Origin of the sequence: Mesorhizobium shonense (assembly GCF_040545255.1) — a bacterium.
GTDB classification, from domain to species: domain Bacteria; phylum Pseudomonadota; class Alphaproteobacteria; order Rhizobiales; family Rhizobiaceae; genus Mesorhizobium; species Mesorhizobium shonense.
Map to the genome: position 1 here is coordinate 164,584 of NZ_JBEPLM010000002.1, position 15,344 is coordinate 179,927.

Genomic DNA, 15,344 nt, shown 5'->3' on the forward strand with positions numbered 1-15,344 from the left:
AACTTTTTGTGCCGCGGGGCTCGGGTTTCAAAAAGCCTTCATCTGGCTGTCACACGAAAACGATACCCGCATCGCAGGCGCCCAGCGGCGCCAGTTCAACGGAGAGAACACATGTTCAAGTTCACGGGGAAAGTGCTTTCCCTCTCGGCCGCGGCGCTCTTTGCGTCGACGGTGATTTCGTCCGCGGATTCGCTGGACGACCTCGCCAAGGCCGCGAAGGCTGAAGGCCAGCTGACTGTCATCGCGCTTCCGCATGACTGGTGCGGCTACGGGGCGGTCATCGACGCTTTCAAGGCTAAGTATCCGGACATCAAGATCAACGAGCTCAACCCCGATGCCGGCTCTGGCGACGAGGTCGAGGCGATCAAGGCCAACAAGGACAACAAGGGCCCGCAGGCGCCAGACGTCATTGACGTCGGCCTGTCCTTCGGTCCGACCGCAAAGAAAGACGGCCTGATCCAGGCTTACAAAGTATCGACCTGGGATTCGATCCCGGACACTGCCAAGGATGCCGATGGTTTTTGGACCGGCGACTATTATGGCGTGCTGTCCTTCCTGGTGAACAAGGATCTCGTCAAGCAAGCGCCGGCCGACTGGGCTGACCTCTTGAAGTCGGATTATGCCAACACCGTCGCCCTGGCCGGTGATCCGCGCGCCTCGAACCAGGCGATCCAGGCGGTCTACGCCGCCGGCCTGTCCGGTGGTGCCGCTGCTGGTGAAGCAGCCGGCACGGCAGGTCTCGACTTCTTCAAGAAGCTCAATGCCGCTGGCAATTTCGTGCCGGTAATCGGCAAGCCGGCCACGCTGGCCCAAGGGCAGACCCCGATCCTGGTCACCTGGGACTACAACGCGCTTGCCGGCCGCGACACGCTGAAGGGCAACCCGCCGGTCGACGTCGTCGTGCCGAAGACCGGCGTCGTCGCCGGCGTTTATGTGCAGGCGATCAGCGCTTATGCGCCGCATCCGAATGCGGCCAAGCTTTGGCTCGAGTATCTCTACTCCGACGAGGGTCAGATCGGCTGGCTGAAGGGTTACTGCCATCCGATCCGCTTCAACGACCTCGCCAAGAGCGGCAAGCTCCCGGCCGACGTGATGGCCAAGCTGCCGCCGGCCGAAGCCTATGCATCGGCCGTATTCCCGACCCTCGATGAGCAGGGCAAGGCCAAGGAAGCGATCACCAAGAACTGGGACGCCACTGTCGGCGCCAATGTGAAGTAGCAGAATGATACGGCCGGGCGGCTCTGGCCGCCCGGCTCTTCTCACAGACGGTAGCCGGCGCATGACCGATCTCTCGCTTTCCAACCAGACAATTGCGGGAAAGGCCGCGCCGCCCAGCGAGGCGCGCGCGTTACGGCTGCCGACGCAGTGGCTGGGCGTTGCGCCATTCTTCATCTTCGCCATTATGTTCCTGATCCTGCCCACGCTTTACCTGATGCTGGGCGCGTTCCAGAATGATGCCGGCGAGTTCACCCTCGAAAACATCATTGGTATCTTCGACCCGCCCAATCTGTCGAACTATTTGCAGTGCCAGATTAATTCCTGGGCTTCCTGGGTCGATGGAAACTGTAGCCTGCCCACGATCCTCGCCGCGTACTGGATCTCTATCAAGGTCAGCCTGGCCTCTTCGCTGATCGGCGCGTTTGCGGGCCTGGCGATAGCCATCGCCATCGTGCGCGGCGGCCTGCCGGAGTGGATACGCTCGGCCACGCTGACCTTTTCCGGTGTGGCCTCCAATTTCGCCGGCATCCCGCTGGCTTTCGCTTTCCTTGCCACTCTCGGCCGGCTCGGCCTCGCCACGGTGCTCTTAAACACCGTGTTTGGTCTCAACATCTATGCGCACGGCTTCAACATCCTGTCCTTCTGGGGCCTGACGCTGACCTACGTTTATTTCCAGATTCCGCTGATGGTGGTCATCATCACTCCGGCGATCGACGGGCTGAAGCGGGAATGGGGCGAGGCGGCCGCCACGCTGGGGGCCACCACAGCGCAATACTGGCGCATGGTGGTCATACCGGTGATCTGGCCGAGTTTCCTCGGCACTGTGATCCTCCTTTTCGCCAACGCCTTTGGCGCCATCGCCACCGCTTACGCGCTGACCGGCTCGTCTTTGAACATCATTCCGATCGTGCTCTATGCGCAGATCCGTGGTGACGTGTTGCACAACGCGCATCTCGGCTATGCCATCGCCTTCGGCATGATCGTCATCACCGGCCTCGCCAATGTCTTCTACATCTGGTTCCGGACACGCTCGGAAAGGTGGCTGAAATGAAGACCGGACGCTTCTGGGCCTGGGTCGTTTTCATCCTTGGCGCGGCCTATTTCTTCATCCCGCTGATCGCGACGGTGGAATTCTCCATGCGCATGCGCCGCGGCGCCTATTCTTTCGACGCCTACCAGATCGTGTTGGGCGACGCGCGCTTCCAGGCGACCTTCATGTATTCGGTGATCGCCGCCATCTTCACCATCATCCTCGGCGTGCTGGTCGTGGTGCCGGCCGCCTACTGGATCCGGCTGCGGCTGCCGCAGATCAGACCGGTCGTCGAGTTCATCACGCTGTTGCCGCTGGTCATTCCGGCCATCGTCATCGTCTTCGGCTATATCAGGATGTATGGCTCGAATTCGCCTTTGCCGTTCCTGGCTAACGATACCGCCACCAACGCCCTGCTGGTCATCGGCTATGCCACGCTGTCGCTTCCCTACATGTACAGGGCAGTGGATACGGGCCTGCGCACCATCGATGTGCGCACGCTGACCGAAGCGGCACAGATCCTCGGCGCGGGCTGGTCCACGATCATCACCCGGGTCATCCTTCCCAATGTGCTGATCGCGGTTCTGTCGGGCGCCTTTCTCACCTTCGCGATCGTCATCGGCGAGTTCACGATGGCCAGCCTGCTCAACCGGCCGGCGTTCGGGCCGTACCTGCAGAATATCGGCGCCAACCGCGCCTATGAGCCGGCGGCGCTTGCCATCATCGCCTTTGCCATCACCTGGGGCTGCATGTCGCTGATCCAGATCCTGTCGCGTTTCGCGCCGAAATCGGCGAACCGCCCGAACTGAAAGTCAAAGCCATGGCCGAGCCGTTCCTCTCCATCCAGCATGTGCGAAAGTCCTTCGGCGCCACCACCGTCGTTCAGGACTTCAATCTCGATGTCGAGCCGGGCGAGTTCGTCTCTTTCCTTGGGCCGTCAGGCTGCGGCAAGACGACGGTGCTGCGCATGGTCGCCGGCTTCGAGGAGCCGTCGGCCGGCAAGATCGTGGTTGCCGGCAAGGATATCACCAGGCTGAAACCGAACCAACGCAATGTCGGCATGGTGTTCCAGGCCTACGCGCTGTTCCCCAATCTAACGGTGGCGCAGAACATCGGCTTCGGCCTCAAGGTCGCCGGCATGCCGAAGGCCGATGCCGACAGGCGCGTCGCCGAGATGCTCGACATCATCAAGCTGCCGCAGATGGGCGACCGCTACCCCTACCAGCTTTCCGGCGGCCAGCAGCAGCGCATTGCGCTGGCGCGCGCGATCGCGCCGAAGCCGAAACTCTTGCTGCTCGACGAGCCGCTGTCGGCGCTCGACGCCAAGGTGCGGGTGTCTCTGCGCGAGGAAATCCGCTCGATCCAGAAGAAGCTGGGCATCACCACCATCTTCGTCACGCACGACCAGGAAGAGGCGCTGTCGATCTCCGACCGCATCGCCGTCATGTATGGCGGCAGGGCCGAGCAGGTCGGCACGCCGTTCGAGATCTACAATCGGCCGGCGACCAAGTTCGTCGCCAATTTCGTCGGCACGCTCAATGTGCTGGAAGGCAAGGTCACCGATGCCGCCTCGGGCAAGGTGCAGGTCAACGCGCAGGAGGTCTCGCTCAAGGGCAAGCTCAACGGCTCGAAGTCCGGCGACACGCTGTCCTTGGCGTTGCGGCCGGAAGCGATCTCGCTGGCGCGCCAGCCTGGCCATGACACCAGCCTGTCGGGCGAGATCGCCGAAGTGCATTTCCTAGGCTCGGTCATCCGCGTGCGCGTCGGCATCGGCGGCAACACGGTTTCGCTCGATACCTTCAACAACTCCGCAACGCCGCCGCCCGCCGTCGGCGAGAAGGCGGACATCTCCTTCTCCTCGGGCGACATGCTGGTGCTGCATTAGCGAAGCTGGAGCGCCGCGTTCCTTCACACCCCCCTCTGTCCTGCAGGACAGAGGGGGTGCTGTCCCGCCAGCGCTTCGGATTTCTGCACCGCAGGGGCGTTCTGGGACGATCCGATTCACACTGCCAATCTTGCCGGACAATCAACAGCATCCTATCGGAAGGCACTGCCAACTCGCCCGCTTCGCCGCTACGATGAGCCATGGCGCTGTTCGAAGTCACCTTGATCCTGCTTTTGATTGCCGTCGCGCTGACGGCGCTGTCACGCTGGCTGGAGGTGCCTTATCCGTCGCTCCTTGCCCTGGCCGGGGCAGGGCTCGCCTTCCTGCCGGGCGCCCCGATGATCGAGATCGATCCGGAACTGGCGCTGGCGCTTTTCATCGCGCCTGTGCTTCTCGATGCCGCCTATGACACATCGCTGCGCGACCTGAAGCGCTACCGGCTGTCGCTGGTGCTGCTGGCGCTCGGCGCCGTCGTCTTCACCACCGTGGTCGTTGCCTTCGTCGGCTGGAAGATGGCCGGCCTGCCGATCGCGGCGGCGATCGCGCTCGGCGCCATCGTCGCTCCGCCGGACGCCGTGGCGGCGAGCGCCGTGCTCAACCAATTCAAGGTGCCGCACCGGCTCACCGCCATCCTGCAGGGCGAGAGCCTGCTCAACGATGCCACGGCACTGCTGATCTACCGGATTGCGGTTTCGGCCGCCATCGGCTCGGTCATGCTGAAGGACGCCGTGCCGGTGGTGCTTTTATCGACGGTTGGCAGCGTTGCCGCCGGCTATTTGTTCGGCCGCATCTCGCTGCTGACCCTGACGCGGATCGAGGATGCGGCAAGCAGCACCGTGGTGCAGTTTGCCGGAACCTTCGCGGTCTGGATCATCGCCGACAGGATCGGCCTCTCCGCCATTATCACCATCGTCGTCTATGCCATCACCATCGCGCGCACCGCACCGCGCCACATGACGGCGAGGCGCCGCGTCAGCACCTATTCGGTCTGGGAGTCGGCGGTGTTCGTGCTCAACGTGCTTGCTTTCGTGCTGATGGGCCTGCAGGCACGGTCGATCGTCGGCCGGCTCTCCGGCGAGGGGCAAGGCGATGCCTTTGCCTTCGCCGCAACGGTGCTGGCCGTCGTCATCGTGGCGCGCCTCGTCTGGGTGCTGGCCTATGTCGCCATCATGAGACGATTTGCCCGCTTCGACAGCGAAGAACAAAGGCGGGATGCGCCGACGTTTCGCGGTGCCGTGCTCGTCGGCTGGTGCGGCATGCGCGGGCTGGTGACGCTGGTCGCGGCTATTGCCTTGCCGACGGGCTTCCCCGGCCGTGATCCGATCGTGCTTGCCGCCTTCGCTGTCGTGCTCGGCACGCTGGTGCTGCAAGGCATCAGCCTGAAGCCGCTGCTGCGCCGGCTCAATTTCGAGCGGGATACGACGGTGGATCGCGAGGTGGCCCAGGCGCGCGTTGCCATCATGCAAGCCGCGCTCGACGTGCTGAGCCGCAAGACGACGGCCGCAGCCGCGGTCGTGCGCGAGCAGTACGAGGCTCAGCGTCTGGTCGCCGAGAATCCGGAAGATGCGCAGGCGGCCACCGAATACGACCGGCTGCGCCTCTATGCCATCAACCGCCAGCGCGACACGCTGGAGGAACTGCGCCGCAACGGGACGATCGGCGACGAGGCCTATCACCGGCTGGAAGAAGAGATCGACTGGGCCGAGCTGGCTGCATCGCCGGCCGGACGGTTCCAGCCGCTCACGACTTATTAGAGATGGGCCGATCCGGTGATTATCGGCTGGACCATTTCGCGTGCCGCCACAGTCCATTGCAACGCCATCGGCGGGGCGCTACTGCGGTCATCGGAATTGAGCCGGTTAATCGATGAAGCTGGTAAGCTACAATATCCAGTACGGGTTCGGCAGCGACGGCCGCTACGATCTTTCGCGCGCAGCGCGCCTTATCGATGGCGCCGACATCATCGCGTTGCAAGAAGTCGAACGGCACTGGCAGCGCAGCAATGGCGACGACCAGCCGGAGATGCTTTCACGGCTGCTGCCCGACTATTACTGGGCCTATGGCCCGGCCTTCGACATGGACGCCAGCGAAAAGCGTGACGGCCGTGTCGTGAACCGCCGGCGGCAGTTCGGTACGATGGTGCTGTCGAAGCTGCCGATCGTCTGGTCAAGGCTGCACGCGCTGCCGCTGCGCCGCACGCTCAGGCCGCTCAACACCCGCAACGCAGCGCTGGAATGCATGATCCGCACGCCGGCGGGACCCGTGCGGGTTATCTCGCTGCACCTTGCGCATATCGCGGCCGAGGAGCGGCTGGAACAGATCGACTATCTGCTTGGCGAGCATCGCCGGGCGCCGTCCGACGGCGGCCCGTGGAGCGGCGCCGACGATGAGCCGCAGCGCAATTGGAGCAATGGCGAGCCCGAGCCGGAAAACCCGCTGGCGGCGATCTGGCTAGGCGATTTCAACATGGAGCCGGGAAGCGCCGAATACCGGCGCATCGTCGGCAGCACGCCCTATCATCGTGGGGCGGCCTATCTCGACGGCTTTGTCGATGCCGCTTCCGTCGCCAGCGAGCCCGTGCCGGACTTCCATACGCACGAAAAGATCATCGACGGCAGGCTGGCGAAACGACGGCTCGACCATTGCTTCGTCGGCGGCGTGCTGGCCGGGCGGGTGCGCTCGGTCGGCGCCGACATCGGGGAGGTGGCTTCGGACCATTTCCCGCTCAGGGTCGATATCGATCTGGAAACGCCGGGCATTGCCCCAGGCCTGGCGGGCAGGTGAACCGGGCATGACGCTTTTCGTCTTCCTTGCCGTGCTCTCGGCCGCCGCCATGCATGCGATCTGGAACGCGCTGGTCAAGGTGCATCTCGACCGCTTCCTGTCGATCACGCTGATGACGCTCGGCATGGGATTTGCGGCGCTCCTCGTTCTTCCCTTCGTCGAGATACCGAAAGCGGAGGTGTGGCCGTTCATTCTCGCCTCGGTCTTCTTCCATATGGGCTACCGGACGTTCCTGATCAGCGCCTACAAGGCCGGCGATTTCGCCCAGACCTATCCGCTGGCGCGCGGCACCGCGCCGCTGCTTTCGGCGCTCGGCGCCATCGTCCTGGTCGGGGAGGTTCCGGCGCCGCTCGCGATCGTCGGCATCGTGCTGTTGTCGATCGGTACGTTTGTCATGTCGTTTCGCGGCGGCGTGCATCTGGAGCGGTTCAACCTTCGCGCGGTCGGCTTCGCGCTTGGCACCTCGATCTTCATCGCCAGCTACACGCTGTCCGACGGCAGCGGCGCGCGGCTGGCGGCAACCGCGCAAAGCTATGCAGCCTGGCTGTTCGTCTGCGACGCGGCGTGGGCGCTGGTGCTATGCGTTGCCTTCCGTGGCCCGCAGTCGCTCCCCATGCTGGCGCGCGACTGGAAGGCCGGGCTTTTCACCGGCGTGCTCAGCGGCTCAGCCTACTGGATCGTGATGTGGGCGATGACCAAGGCGCCGATCGCCTCGGTCGCGTCGCTGCGCGAGACCTCGATCCTGTTCGCGATGTTGATCTCGGTGCTGGCGCTGGGCGAGAAGATGACGGCCTGGCGCGCCACCGCCGCGCTCGGGATCGTCGCCGGCGTGGTGGCGCTGCGGTTGGGATGAATCCGCAACGTGCCGTCCCGCTTCAGCCGGAAATTTCCAGATCGAAGACCATCAGCCCATCGGTGCCGCCTTCGAGCGCCGCGACCAGCCTGGCGCCGGCGCGCTGATGCGCTTCGTGCACCAGATAGGCGTCGCGGGCGGCGGCATCGCGGAAATCGATGGTGAAGCCATGGCTGAAGCCGCGCGCGAAGGGCTCGGGGCTGACATTGGCGCTGAAACACACCTTGCCCATGCCGTCGATCAACGAGCGCAGCCCCTCCAGATCGGCGTGGATCGCCATGTGCTCGGAGGTGGAGACATCGTCGCGGAAGCGGACGAAGACGCAGTGCCTGATCATCGATGTTCCCTCAAGCCGCCTGGTTGCCTTTGAACACGGCCGGCGGCAACGGCTCGCGGCCAAGAATCAGATCGGCGCCTTTTTCGCCGACCATGATCGTCGGTGCGTTGGTGTTGGAGGAGGGGACGCGCGGCATTACGGAGGCATCGCAGACGCGCAGGCCGTCGATGCCGCGCAGCCTCAAATCCGGCGTCACCACCGCCATTGCGTCATGACCCATGCGGCAGGTGCCGACCGGATGGTGGTCGGTCTTCGAGGTTCGGCAGGCATAGTCGAAGAGCTCGGCGTCGCTTTGCAGGGCAGGGCCCGGCAGCACCTCGCGCAGCACATAGGGCTGCAGCGCCTTCTGGCGCATGATCTCGCGCGCCAGCCTAAGGCCCTTGATCGACATGTCGCGATCATAGGGGTCGGACCAGTAATTCGGATCGATCAGCGGATGATCGGCCGGATCGGCGCTCTTCAGCCGCACCGTGCCGCGCGAGCGCGGACGCAGGAAAGCCGAGTTCAGCGTCACGCCCGGGTTCTTCAGCTTCTCGACGCCGGCCTCGATGCCGGAGCCGAGGCCGAGATGGAACTGGATGTCGGGCGAGGCGGCCGTCGGGTCGGCGTACCAGAAGCCGCCGGTCTCGAACAGGCTGGAGGCGACCGGGCCCTTCTTCAAAAGCAGATATTGCAGGCCCGCCCATAGCGTACGGTGCAGCTTGGCGTAATTGTCATAGGTGTGGTCGCCGGTGCATTCGGCGATGACGAACAGGTCGAGATGGTCTTGCATGTTGGAACCGACGCCGGGCAGGTCGTGGACCGGCGTCACGCCGACCGATTTCAGATGGTCGGCCGGTCCGATGCCGGACTGCATCAGGAGCTTCGGCGAGCCGATGGACCCGGAGGAGGCGATCACCTCTCGCTCGGCGCGCAATATGGTCTTCTCGCCGCCGGGCTTGTCGACCATCTCGACGCCGATGGCGCGGCCCTTCTCGATGACGACGCGGGTGACGAGCACGTCGGTTCGGACCGCAAGGTTCTTGCGGGTGCGAATCGGCTTCAGATAGGCGACCGAGGCGGATGAGCGCCGCGCGTCTTTCTGGGTGAGCTGGTAGTAGCCGACGCCTTCCTGGCTGGCGCCATTGAAATCCGGATTGAAGGGGATGCCCATCTCCTGGCCGGCGCGGAAATAGGCCTCGCAGATCGGCAGCGGCGAGATCGGGTTGGAGACGCCGAGCGGGCCCTGGTCGCCGTGATAGTCGTTGGCGAAACGCTGGTTGTTCTCGGCGCGCTTGAAGTAGGGGAGCACGTCGCGATAGCCCCAGCCGGCGAGGCCCTCTTCCTTCTCCCAGGCATCGTAGTCGCGGGCGTTGCCGCGCGTGTAGATCTGGGCGTTGATCGACGAGCCGCCGCCGACGACCTTGGCCTGCGTGTACCAGAAGACGCGGTCCTTCATGTGCTTCTGCGGCACGGTCGACCAGCCCCAGGAGGCGATGCCCTTGGTCATCTTGGCGAAACCCGCCGGCATGTGGATCAGCGGATGCCAGTCCTTGCCGCCGGCTTCGAGCAACAGCACCGAGATCGAAGGATCCTCGCTCAGTCGGTTGGCCAGCACGCAGCCGGCCGGGCCGGCGCCAACGATGATGTAGTCAGCCATTGTTCCACTCACTCACAAGCGGGGCACGGAAAGCGCGCCGTCGACATCGATGACCGACCCGGTCGAAAAGCCGAATTTGCCGGCGGCCAAAGCCGCGACCACGGCGCCGATGTCGGCAGCTTCGCCCCAGCGTTTTGCCGGCACCAGGCCACCTTCGATCAGCGCGTCATATTTGGCGGAAACGCCCGCGGTCATGTCGGTGCGGATGATGCCTGGCCGGACCTCGAACACGCCGATACCTTCGGCGGCGAGCCGCAGCGCCAGGTTCTTCACCCACATGGATAGGCCGGCCTTGGAAATGCAGTAGTCCGCACGCTCAGGCGAGGCCATCGCGGCGCTGACCGAGGTGATGGTGATGATCGACCTGGTCGCGCTTGAGCGGGCTGCTAGCATCGCCTTGGCGACGGCCTGGCTGAGGAACACCGTGCCGCGCAGGTTGATATCCAGCGCGCGATCGAAATTTTCCGGCTTCAACTCCAGAAGGTCGCCGCGCACCACGGCGCCTATGCCGGCATTGTTGACGAGGCAGTCGATGCGGCCGAAGGCATCCGTAGCCGTTGCAACCAGTTTCGGATGTCCGGCGAGATCGGCGATATCGCAGCGGGCGTAGGCGAATTTCGCGCCGCGCGCTGCGATGTTCTTGGCAAGCCCGTCGGCAGGCTTGTCGGCGAGGTCGGCGACGAGGATGTCAAAGCCGGCATCGGCAAGCGCCTCCGCGCAAGCCAGCCCGATGCCGCGCGCGCCGCCGGTGACGATGGCTGCCGGGCGGGTCATTGGAGACCCGCCTCGCGGATGTCGGCGCCGCCCCTCACCCTTACCCTCTCCCCGTGAAGGACGGGGAGAGGGGGATCGCCGACGTTGCGGCCAAATCCCTTCTCCCCGTCCTTCACGGGGAGAAGGTGCCGGCAGGCGGATGAGGGGCGGCGCCGACCTGTCATGCCGCAAGCTCCGTCTTGCGGATGTGGTCGGCCACCCGCAGCGCTTGTGCCGCGATCGACAGCGCCGGGTTGACCGCGGCGGACGTCGGCAGGAAGCCGCCGTCGACGACGAACAGGTTCCGGTGGTCATAGGCACGGCAGAACGGATCGAGCGGCGCCGTTGCCGGATCGTTGCCCATGCGCACGGTGCCGCACTGGTGCGAGGGCGTGCGCTTGTCGAAGGGGCGCGACAGCACGATCGGATAGCCGCAGGCGCGGAAATTCTCTCGCATCACCTTGGTCAGGCCTTCCAGCGACTGCATGTTGGAGCGCCGCCACTGCATGACGATCTCCTTGCCGTCGACCATGATGCGACTTTCGGGATCGGGCAGGTCCTCGCACATCAGGTACCAATCGACGGCGTGGCCGGCCATGAAATCGAGCGCGAATTTCGGCGCCAGCTTCACATTGGCCCTCAGCATGTTGCCGTCGATCTTGCCGAGCAACTGCACATTGCCCAACGGCTTGCCGCCCTTGCCGTCCGACAGATAGTAGTCGTTGAGCATCAGCGTCTTCTGGTAGACGGCGTCGTTGCGGCGGCGCGGGTCGATCGCCAGCATCGCGCTCGAATTGTGGTTCATGAAATTGCGGCCGACCTGGTCGGAGCTGTTGGCGAGGCCTTTGCCGCCCGCCTTGCCGTTGCCGGCGGAGGGCGAGCGCAACAGCATGACGGCCGAATTGACCGCGCCGGCCGAGAGGATGACCAGCTTCGGCGACAGCGTCTTTTGCGAGCCATTCTGCGTGTAGTGGATGGCGGCGATCGACTTGCCGTCCGGAGAGGGCTCGAGCCAATCGACATGCGCGCCGGTTTCGAGTCGTATGTTTTTGTCCACGAGGGCTGCTGTCAGCGGCCCGGTTTGGGCGTCGACCTTGCCCTGGCCGGTATTCGGGAAAGCATCCCAGCCCGTCTTGCCGTCCTTCAGCCAGGCTTCGATATCGACACCGAGTGGCAGCGAAGCGGGATGCAGGCCGAGGCCTTTGAGTTCGGCGCGGGCGCGCGCGATCGAAGGTTCGTCGGGCACCGGCTTGAAGGCATAGGGGATCGAATGGAACGGCTCGGTCGGATCCTCGCCGAGCGAGCCGCGCACGCGAAAAAGCTGCTCGGCCTTCGAGTACCAGGGCTCGAACTCGTCATAGGAAAACGGCCAGGCCGGCGACACGCCGCCGAAATGCTCGAGCTCGGAAAAGTCCTCCTTGCGGTAGCGGATCAGCACCGCGCCGAAGAATTTCGAGTTGCCGCCGACATAGTAATAATTGCCGGGATTGAAGGCCGCGCCGCCGGCCTCGCGCCACATCTCCTTCGGCCGGTAATGCCCGTCGACGAAGATCGAGCGCGTCGAACGCGCATGCGGCGTCGCTGGCAGCGGCTCGCCGCGCTCCAGGATCAGGATCGAGGCGCCGCTGCCGGCCAAGCCGGCGGCGATCGTGGCGCCGCCGATGCCGGAGCCGATGATGACGATATCCGGATTTGCCATAGTCTAAAGGTCTTTATTTTGATGCATGTCGTTGCCCCAAAACCGGAGCCACTTTTGGGCGACATGCATCAGAGGATGCGCTTCTCGGTCGCCGGATCGAAGAACACCGCCTTGCTCAGGTTGAAGGCCAGCGGCGTGCTGGTGCCGGGCTGGATCCTGGCGTCGGCGCGCAGCCGCGCCACCACGCCCTTACCACCGAGATTGGTGACCGCGAACGTATCCGATCCCGCCGGCTCGACCACCTCGATGTGGCAGTCGGCGGTGGCGATCTCGGATCCGTTGCGCTCGGCGCCTTCCGGATCGGTCAGCGCTTCCGGGCGAACGCCGAAGATCACCGGCTTGTCCTTGAAGGCCGCAAGGCCGGCCGGCGCGCCGGGCAGCGACAGCGTGATCGGCTGGCGCGCCTCGCGGTCGAGCACGACGGACAAGCCGCTGCCATTGGCGCCGATCTTGGCCGGGATCAGGTTCATCGCTGGCGAGCCCATGAAGTCGGCAACGAAGATGTTGGTCGGGTTGTTGTAGATTTCGGCCGGCGTGCCGAACTGCTGCACCTCGCCGTCGCGCATCACGGCGATCTTGGTCGCCAGCGTCATCGCCTCGATCTGGTCGTGGGTGACATAGACGATCGTCGTGCCGGTCGTGGCGTGCAGGCGCTTGATCTCGATGCGCATGTCGACGCGCAGCTTCGCGTCGAGGTTGGACAGCGGCTCGTCGAACAGGAAGAGTTTCGGGTCGCGCACCAGCGCGCGGCCCATGGCGACACGCTGGCGCTGGCCGCCGGAGAGCTGGCTAGGCTTGCGCTGCAAGAGATGGCCGATCTGCAGGATCTTGGCCACCTTGTCGATCGCCGCCTGCCGTTCCGCCGCCGGCACGCCGCGCATCTCCATGCCGAAGGCGATGTTGCCGGCGACCGTCATGTTCGGATAGAGCGCGTAGCTCTGGAACACCATGGCGATGTCGCGCTTCGAGGGATGCAGATCGTTGATCGCGCGGCCGTCGACGCGGATCTCGCCCTCGGTGATGTTCTCCAGGCCGGCGATGGTGTTGAGCAGCGTGGACTTGCCGCAGCCGGACGGGCCGACCAGCACGAGGAAGCCGCCCTTTTCGAGCTCGACATCGATGCCCTTCAGGATCTCGACATTCCCGAAGCGCTTCTTCAGCCCATCAATTTCCAGAAAAGCCATGGTCGTTCCTTCAAAAAAGATCAGCCCTTGACCGCGCCAGCCATCAGCCCGCGCACGAAATAGCGGCCGGCGACGACATAGACGATCAGGGTGGGGAGCGCGGCGATCATCGCCGCGGCCATGTTGACGTTGTATTCGACAACGCCGGTCGAGGTGTTGACGACATTGTTCAGCGCCACCGTCATCGGCATCACGTCGCCGGAGCCGGCATAGGCGGAGGCGAACAGGAAGTCGTTCCAGATGTTGGTGAACTGGTAGATCACCGTCACAACGATGATCGGCAGCGAATTGGGCAGCATGATGCGCCGAAATATCTGGAAGAAGGAGGCGCCGTCGACCTGTGCCGCCTTGATCAGTTCGGTCGGGAAGGCCTCGTAGTAGTTGCGGAAGAACAGCGTGGTGAAGCCGAGGCCATAGACCACATGGACGAAGACCAGGTTCACCGTCGAATTGCCGAGGCCGAAGTTGAACCCGGTCGCGTTCCGCAGGGTGGCGCCGAAGCGGCCGATGCTGCCAAGGATGGTCGCCATCGGCAACAGCACCGACTGGAACGGGATGAAACAAGCAAACAGCATCATCGCGAAGACCAGCGTGTGGCCGCGGAAGCGCCATTTGGTCAGCACATAGCCGTTGAGCGCGCCGAGCAGCGTCGAGATCAGCACCGCCGGCACGACCATCTTGATGGAGTTCCAGAAATAGCCCTTCATGCCAACGCAGGTCAGGCCCGAGCAAACTTCGCTCCACGCCTTTATCCATGGTGCGAAAGTCGGCGCATGCGGCAGCGACAGCATGTTGCCGTTCTGGATCTCGTCCATGGTCTTGAACGAGGTGACCAGCATGACGAAGAGCGGCATCAGGTAGAAGATCGCGAACAGCGCGAGCAGGCCGTAGATCACCATGCGGTTGAGCATCCTGGCGCGGACGCCGGTTGAGGCCTGGCGAGCGGGTGAAGTGACGGCGCTCATCGCGACTTCTCCCTGAGCTCGGAATAGAGATACGGAACGATGATGGCTGTGATGGTCATCAGCATGATCACCGCGCTCGCCGACCCGACCGCCATCTCGTTGCGCTTGAAGGTGAACTCATACATGAAGTTGGACGGCAGCCAGGCCGAGCCGCCGGGCCCGCCGCTGGTCAGCGCTACGACAAGGTCATAGGACTTGATGGCGAGGTGGGCGAGCACGATGAAGGCCGAGAGGAACACCGGCCGCAGCAGCGGAATGACGATGCGGCGGTAGAGCTGGAACGTGGTGGCGCCGTCGATCTGCGCGGCCTTCATGATCTCGCCGTCGATGCCGCGAAGGCCGGCCAAAAACATCGCCATGATGAAGCCGGAGGCCTGCCAGACGCCGGCGATTACCACCGTGTAGATGACGAAGTCCTTGTTCTTGATCCAGTCGAAATGGAAGCTCGTCCAGCCCCATTGATGCAGCGTCTGCTCCAGCCCGAGGCCGGGGTCGAGGAACCATTTCCAGGCGACGCCGGTGACGATGAAGGAGAGCGCCATCGGGTAAAGGTAGATCGGCCGCAGCATGCCCTCGCCGCGGATCTTCTGGTCGAGCAGGATGGCCAGGAACAGGCCGAGCGCCAGGCAGATCAGGATGTAGAGGAAGCCGAAAATGCCCATATTGGTGATCGAGGTGTACCAGCTCGACGGCGGGTCGCTCTCGAAGGTCCAGCGCCACAGCCGCTGATAGGCGCGGGCACCGGTGATGGCGTAGGACGGGAAGGTCTTGGAGTTGGTGAACGACAGATAGATCGTCCATAGGATGAAGCCATAAACGAAGACGATCGTCGCCGCGAAACTCGGCGCCAGGACGATCTTCGGCAACAGGTCCTGCAATCGCGAGCGGACGGTCGCGGTGGGGCGGGCGTCGTGCTCCGGTGTCAGCTTCGCGGTGGTTTCGGCAACTGTGCTCATCGGCTCATCCAGTACCGGTTGGTCGGGAGCTGCCCGGCACG

General features: G+C 64.2%; 14 protein-coding genes. 7 read left to right on the forward strand and 7 right to left on the reverse strand.

Features of this window, described 5'->3' with window-relative positions; genetic code table 11:
• Positions 1 to 111 precede the first annotated feature (111 nt).
• The 7 genes from ABID26_RS06235 (at position 112) to ABID26_RS06265 (ending at position 7,770) form a co-directional block, all read left to right on the forward strand.
• Positions 112 to 1,218 carry an ABC transporter substrate-binding protein gene (locus tag ABID26_RS06235; RefSeq protein ID WP_126098011.1) on the forward strand — a complete coding sequence of 369 codons (1,107 nt, stop codon included), beginning with the start codon at positions 112 to 114 and terminating at the stop codon, positions 1,216 to 1,218.
• A 61-nt stretch (positions 1,219 to 1,279) separates the two neighbouring features.
• A complete protein-coding gene (locus ABID26_RS06240) occupies positions 1,280 to 2,269 on the forward strand; it encodes an ABC transporter permease (RefSeq protein ID WP_435528549.1) in 990 nt (329 codons plus the stop codon).
• Positions 2,266 to 3,057: an ABC transporter permease gene (locus ABID26_RS06245; protein WP_126098013.1), complete on the forward strand. Its 792-nt coding sequence runs from the start codon at positions 2,266 to 2,268 to the stop codon at positions 3,055 to 3,057. Before ABID26_RS06240 ends, ABID26_RS06245 begins: the two co-directional genes overlap by 4 nt.
• An 11-nt stretch (positions 3,058 to 3,068) precedes the next feature.
• The gene (locus tag ABID26_RS06250; protein WP_354414517.1) at positions 3,069 to 4,133 is read left to right on the forward strand and encodes an ABC transporter ATP-binding protein; all 1,065 of its coding nucleotides are present in this window, start codon (positions 3,069 to 3,071) and stop codon (positions 4,131 to 4,133) included.
• A 200-nt stretch (positions 4,134 to 4,333) separates the two neighbouring features.
• Positions 4,334 to 5,887, forward strand: coding sequence for a cation:proton antiporter (locus ABID26_RS06255; RefSeq protein WP_292299785.1), 1,554 nt, complete (start codon positions 4,334 to 4,336; stop codon positions 5,885 to 5,887).
• 112 nt (positions 5,888 to 5,999) lie between these two features.
• Positions 6,000 to 6,917 (forward strand): endonuclease/exonuclease/phosphatase family protein, encoded by a 918-nt coding sequence (locus tag ABID26_RS06260; protein ID WP_292342738.1) that lies wholly within the window; start codon positions 6,000 to 6,002, stop codon positions 6,915 to 6,917.
• Positions 6,918 to 6,924: 7 nt separating this feature from the next.
• The gene (locus tag ABID26_RS06265) at positions 6,925 to 7,770 is read left to right on the forward strand and encodes an EamA family transporter (RefSeq protein WP_292300598.1); all 846 of its coding nucleotides are present in this window, start codon (positions 6,925 to 6,927) and stop codon (positions 7,768 to 7,770) included.
• Between the two features lie 22 nt (positions 7,771 to 7,792).
• On the opposite strand, the gene ABID26_RS06270 is transcribed toward ABID26_RS06265, so the two are convergent.
• The 7 genes from ABID26_RS06270 to ABID26_RS06300 form a co-directional block, all read right to left on the reverse strand.
• Positions 7,793 to 8,107, reverse strand: coding sequence for a Dabb family protein (locus ABID26_RS06270; protein ID WP_292300599.1), 315 nt, complete (start codon positions 8,105 to 8,107; stop codon positions 7,793 to 7,795).
• Between the two features lie 10 nt (positions 8,108 to 8,117).
• Positions 8,118 to 9,746 (reverse strand): GMC family oxidoreductase, encoded by a 1,629-nt coding sequence (locus ABID26_RS06275; RefSeq protein WP_292300600.1) that lies wholly within the window; start codon positions 9,744 to 9,746, stop codon positions 8,118 to 8,120.
• Positions 9,747 to 9,758: 12 nt separating this feature from the next.
• Complete coding sequence (locus tag ABID26_RS06280; RefSeq protein WP_292300602.1) at positions 9,759 to 10,520, reverse strand: 3-ketoacyl-ACP reductase; 762 nt, start codon at positions 10,518 to 10,520, stop codon at positions 9,759 to 9,761.
• A 160-nt stretch (positions 10,521 to 10,680) separates the two neighbouring features.
• Positions 10,681 to 12,198: an FAD-dependent oxidoreductase gene (locus tag ABID26_RS06285; RefSeq protein WP_292300604.1), complete on the reverse strand. Its 1,518-nt coding sequence runs from the start codon at positions 12,196 to 12,198 to the stop codon at positions 10,681 to 10,683.
• 68 nt (positions 12,199 to 12,266) lie between these two features.
• Complete coding sequence (locus ABID26_RS06290; protein ID WP_292342737.1) at positions 12,267 to 13,382, reverse strand: ABC transporter ATP-binding protein; 1,116 nt, start codon at positions 13,380 to 13,382, stop codon at positions 12,267 to 12,269.
• Between the two features lie 20 nt (positions 13,383 to 13,402).
• Positions 13,403 to 14,347 carry a carbohydrate ABC transporter permease gene (locus tag ABID26_RS06295; protein WP_126098022.1) on the reverse strand — a complete coding sequence of 315 codons (945 nt, stop codon included), beginning with the start codon at positions 14,345 to 14,347 and terminating at the stop codon, positions 13,403 to 13,405.
• Positions 14,344 to 15,303 (reverse strand): carbohydrate ABC transporter permease, encoded by a 960-nt coding sequence (locus ABID26_RS06300; RefSeq protein WP_292300607.1) that lies wholly within the window; start codon positions 15,301 to 15,303, stop codon positions 14,344 to 14,346. Before ABID26_RS06300 ends, ABID26_RS06295 begins: the two co-directional genes overlap by 4 nt.
• Positions 15,304 to 15,344: the final 41 nt, after the last annotated feature.

What these genes read in the sequence shown, in the direction of transcription:
- ABID26_RS06300 (WP_292300607.1), bottom strand. Translation starts at nt 15,303, where the DNA reads ATGAGCACAGTTGCCGAAACCACCGCGAAGCTGACACCGGAGCACGAC.
- ABID26_RS06255 (WP_292299785.1), top strand. Translation starts at nt 4,334, where the DNA reads ATGGCGCTGTTCGAAGTCACCTTGATCCTGCTTTTGATTGCCGTCGCG.
- ABID26_RS06270 (WP_292300599.1), bottom strand. Translation starts at nt 8,107, where the DNA reads ATGATCAGGCACTGCGTCTTCGTCCGCTTCCGCGACGATGTCTCCACC.
- ABID26_RS06245 (WP_126098013.1), top strand. Translation starts at nt 2,266, where the DNA reads ATGAAGACCGGACGCTTCTGGGCCTGGGTCGTTTTCATCCTTGGCGCG.
- ABID26_RS06235 (WP_126098011.1), top strand. Translation starts at nt 112, where the DNA reads ATGTTCAAGTTCACGGGGAAAGTGCTTTCCCTCTCGGCCGCGGCGCTC.
- ABID26_RS06250 (WP_354414517.1), top strand. Translation starts at nt 3,069, where the DNA reads ATGGCCGAGCCGTTCCTCTCCATCCAGCATGTGCGAAAGTCCTTCGGC.
- ABID26_RS06240 (WP_435528549.1), top strand. Translation starts at nt 1,280, where the DNA reads ATGACCGATCTCTCGCTTTCCAACCAGACAATTGCGGGAAAGGCCGCG.
- ABID26_RS06280 (WP_292300602.1), bottom strand. Translation starts at nt 10,520, where the DNA reads ATGACCCGCCCGGCAGCCATCGTCACCGGCGGCGCGCGCGGCATCGGG.
- ABID26_RS06295 (WP_126098022.1), bottom strand. Translation starts at nt 14,347, where the DNA reads ATGAGCGCCGTCACTTCACCCGCTCGCCAGGCCTCAACCGGCGTCCGC.
- ABID26_RS06290 (WP_292342737.1), bottom strand. Translation starts at nt 13,382, where the DNA reads ATGGCTTTTCTGGAAATTGATGGGCTGAAGAAGCGCTTCGGGAATGTC.
- ABID26_RS06260 (WP_292342738.1), top strand. Translation starts at nt 6,000, where the DNA reads ATGAAGCTGGTAAGCTACAATATCCAGTACGGGTTCGGCAGCGACGGC.
- ABID26_RS06285 (WP_292300604.1), bottom strand. Translation starts at nt 12,198, where the DNA reads ATGGCAAATCCGGATATCGTCATCATCGGCTCCGGCATCGGCGGCGCC.
- ABID26_RS06265 (WP_292300598.1), top strand. Translation starts at nt 6,925, where the DNA reads ATGACGCTTTTCGTCTTCCTTGCCGTGCTCTCGGCCGCCGCCATGCAT.
- ABID26_RS06275 (WP_292300600.1), bottom strand. Translation starts at nt 9,746, where the DNA reads ATGGCTGACTACATCATCGTTGGCGCCGGCCCGGCCGGCTGCGTGCTG.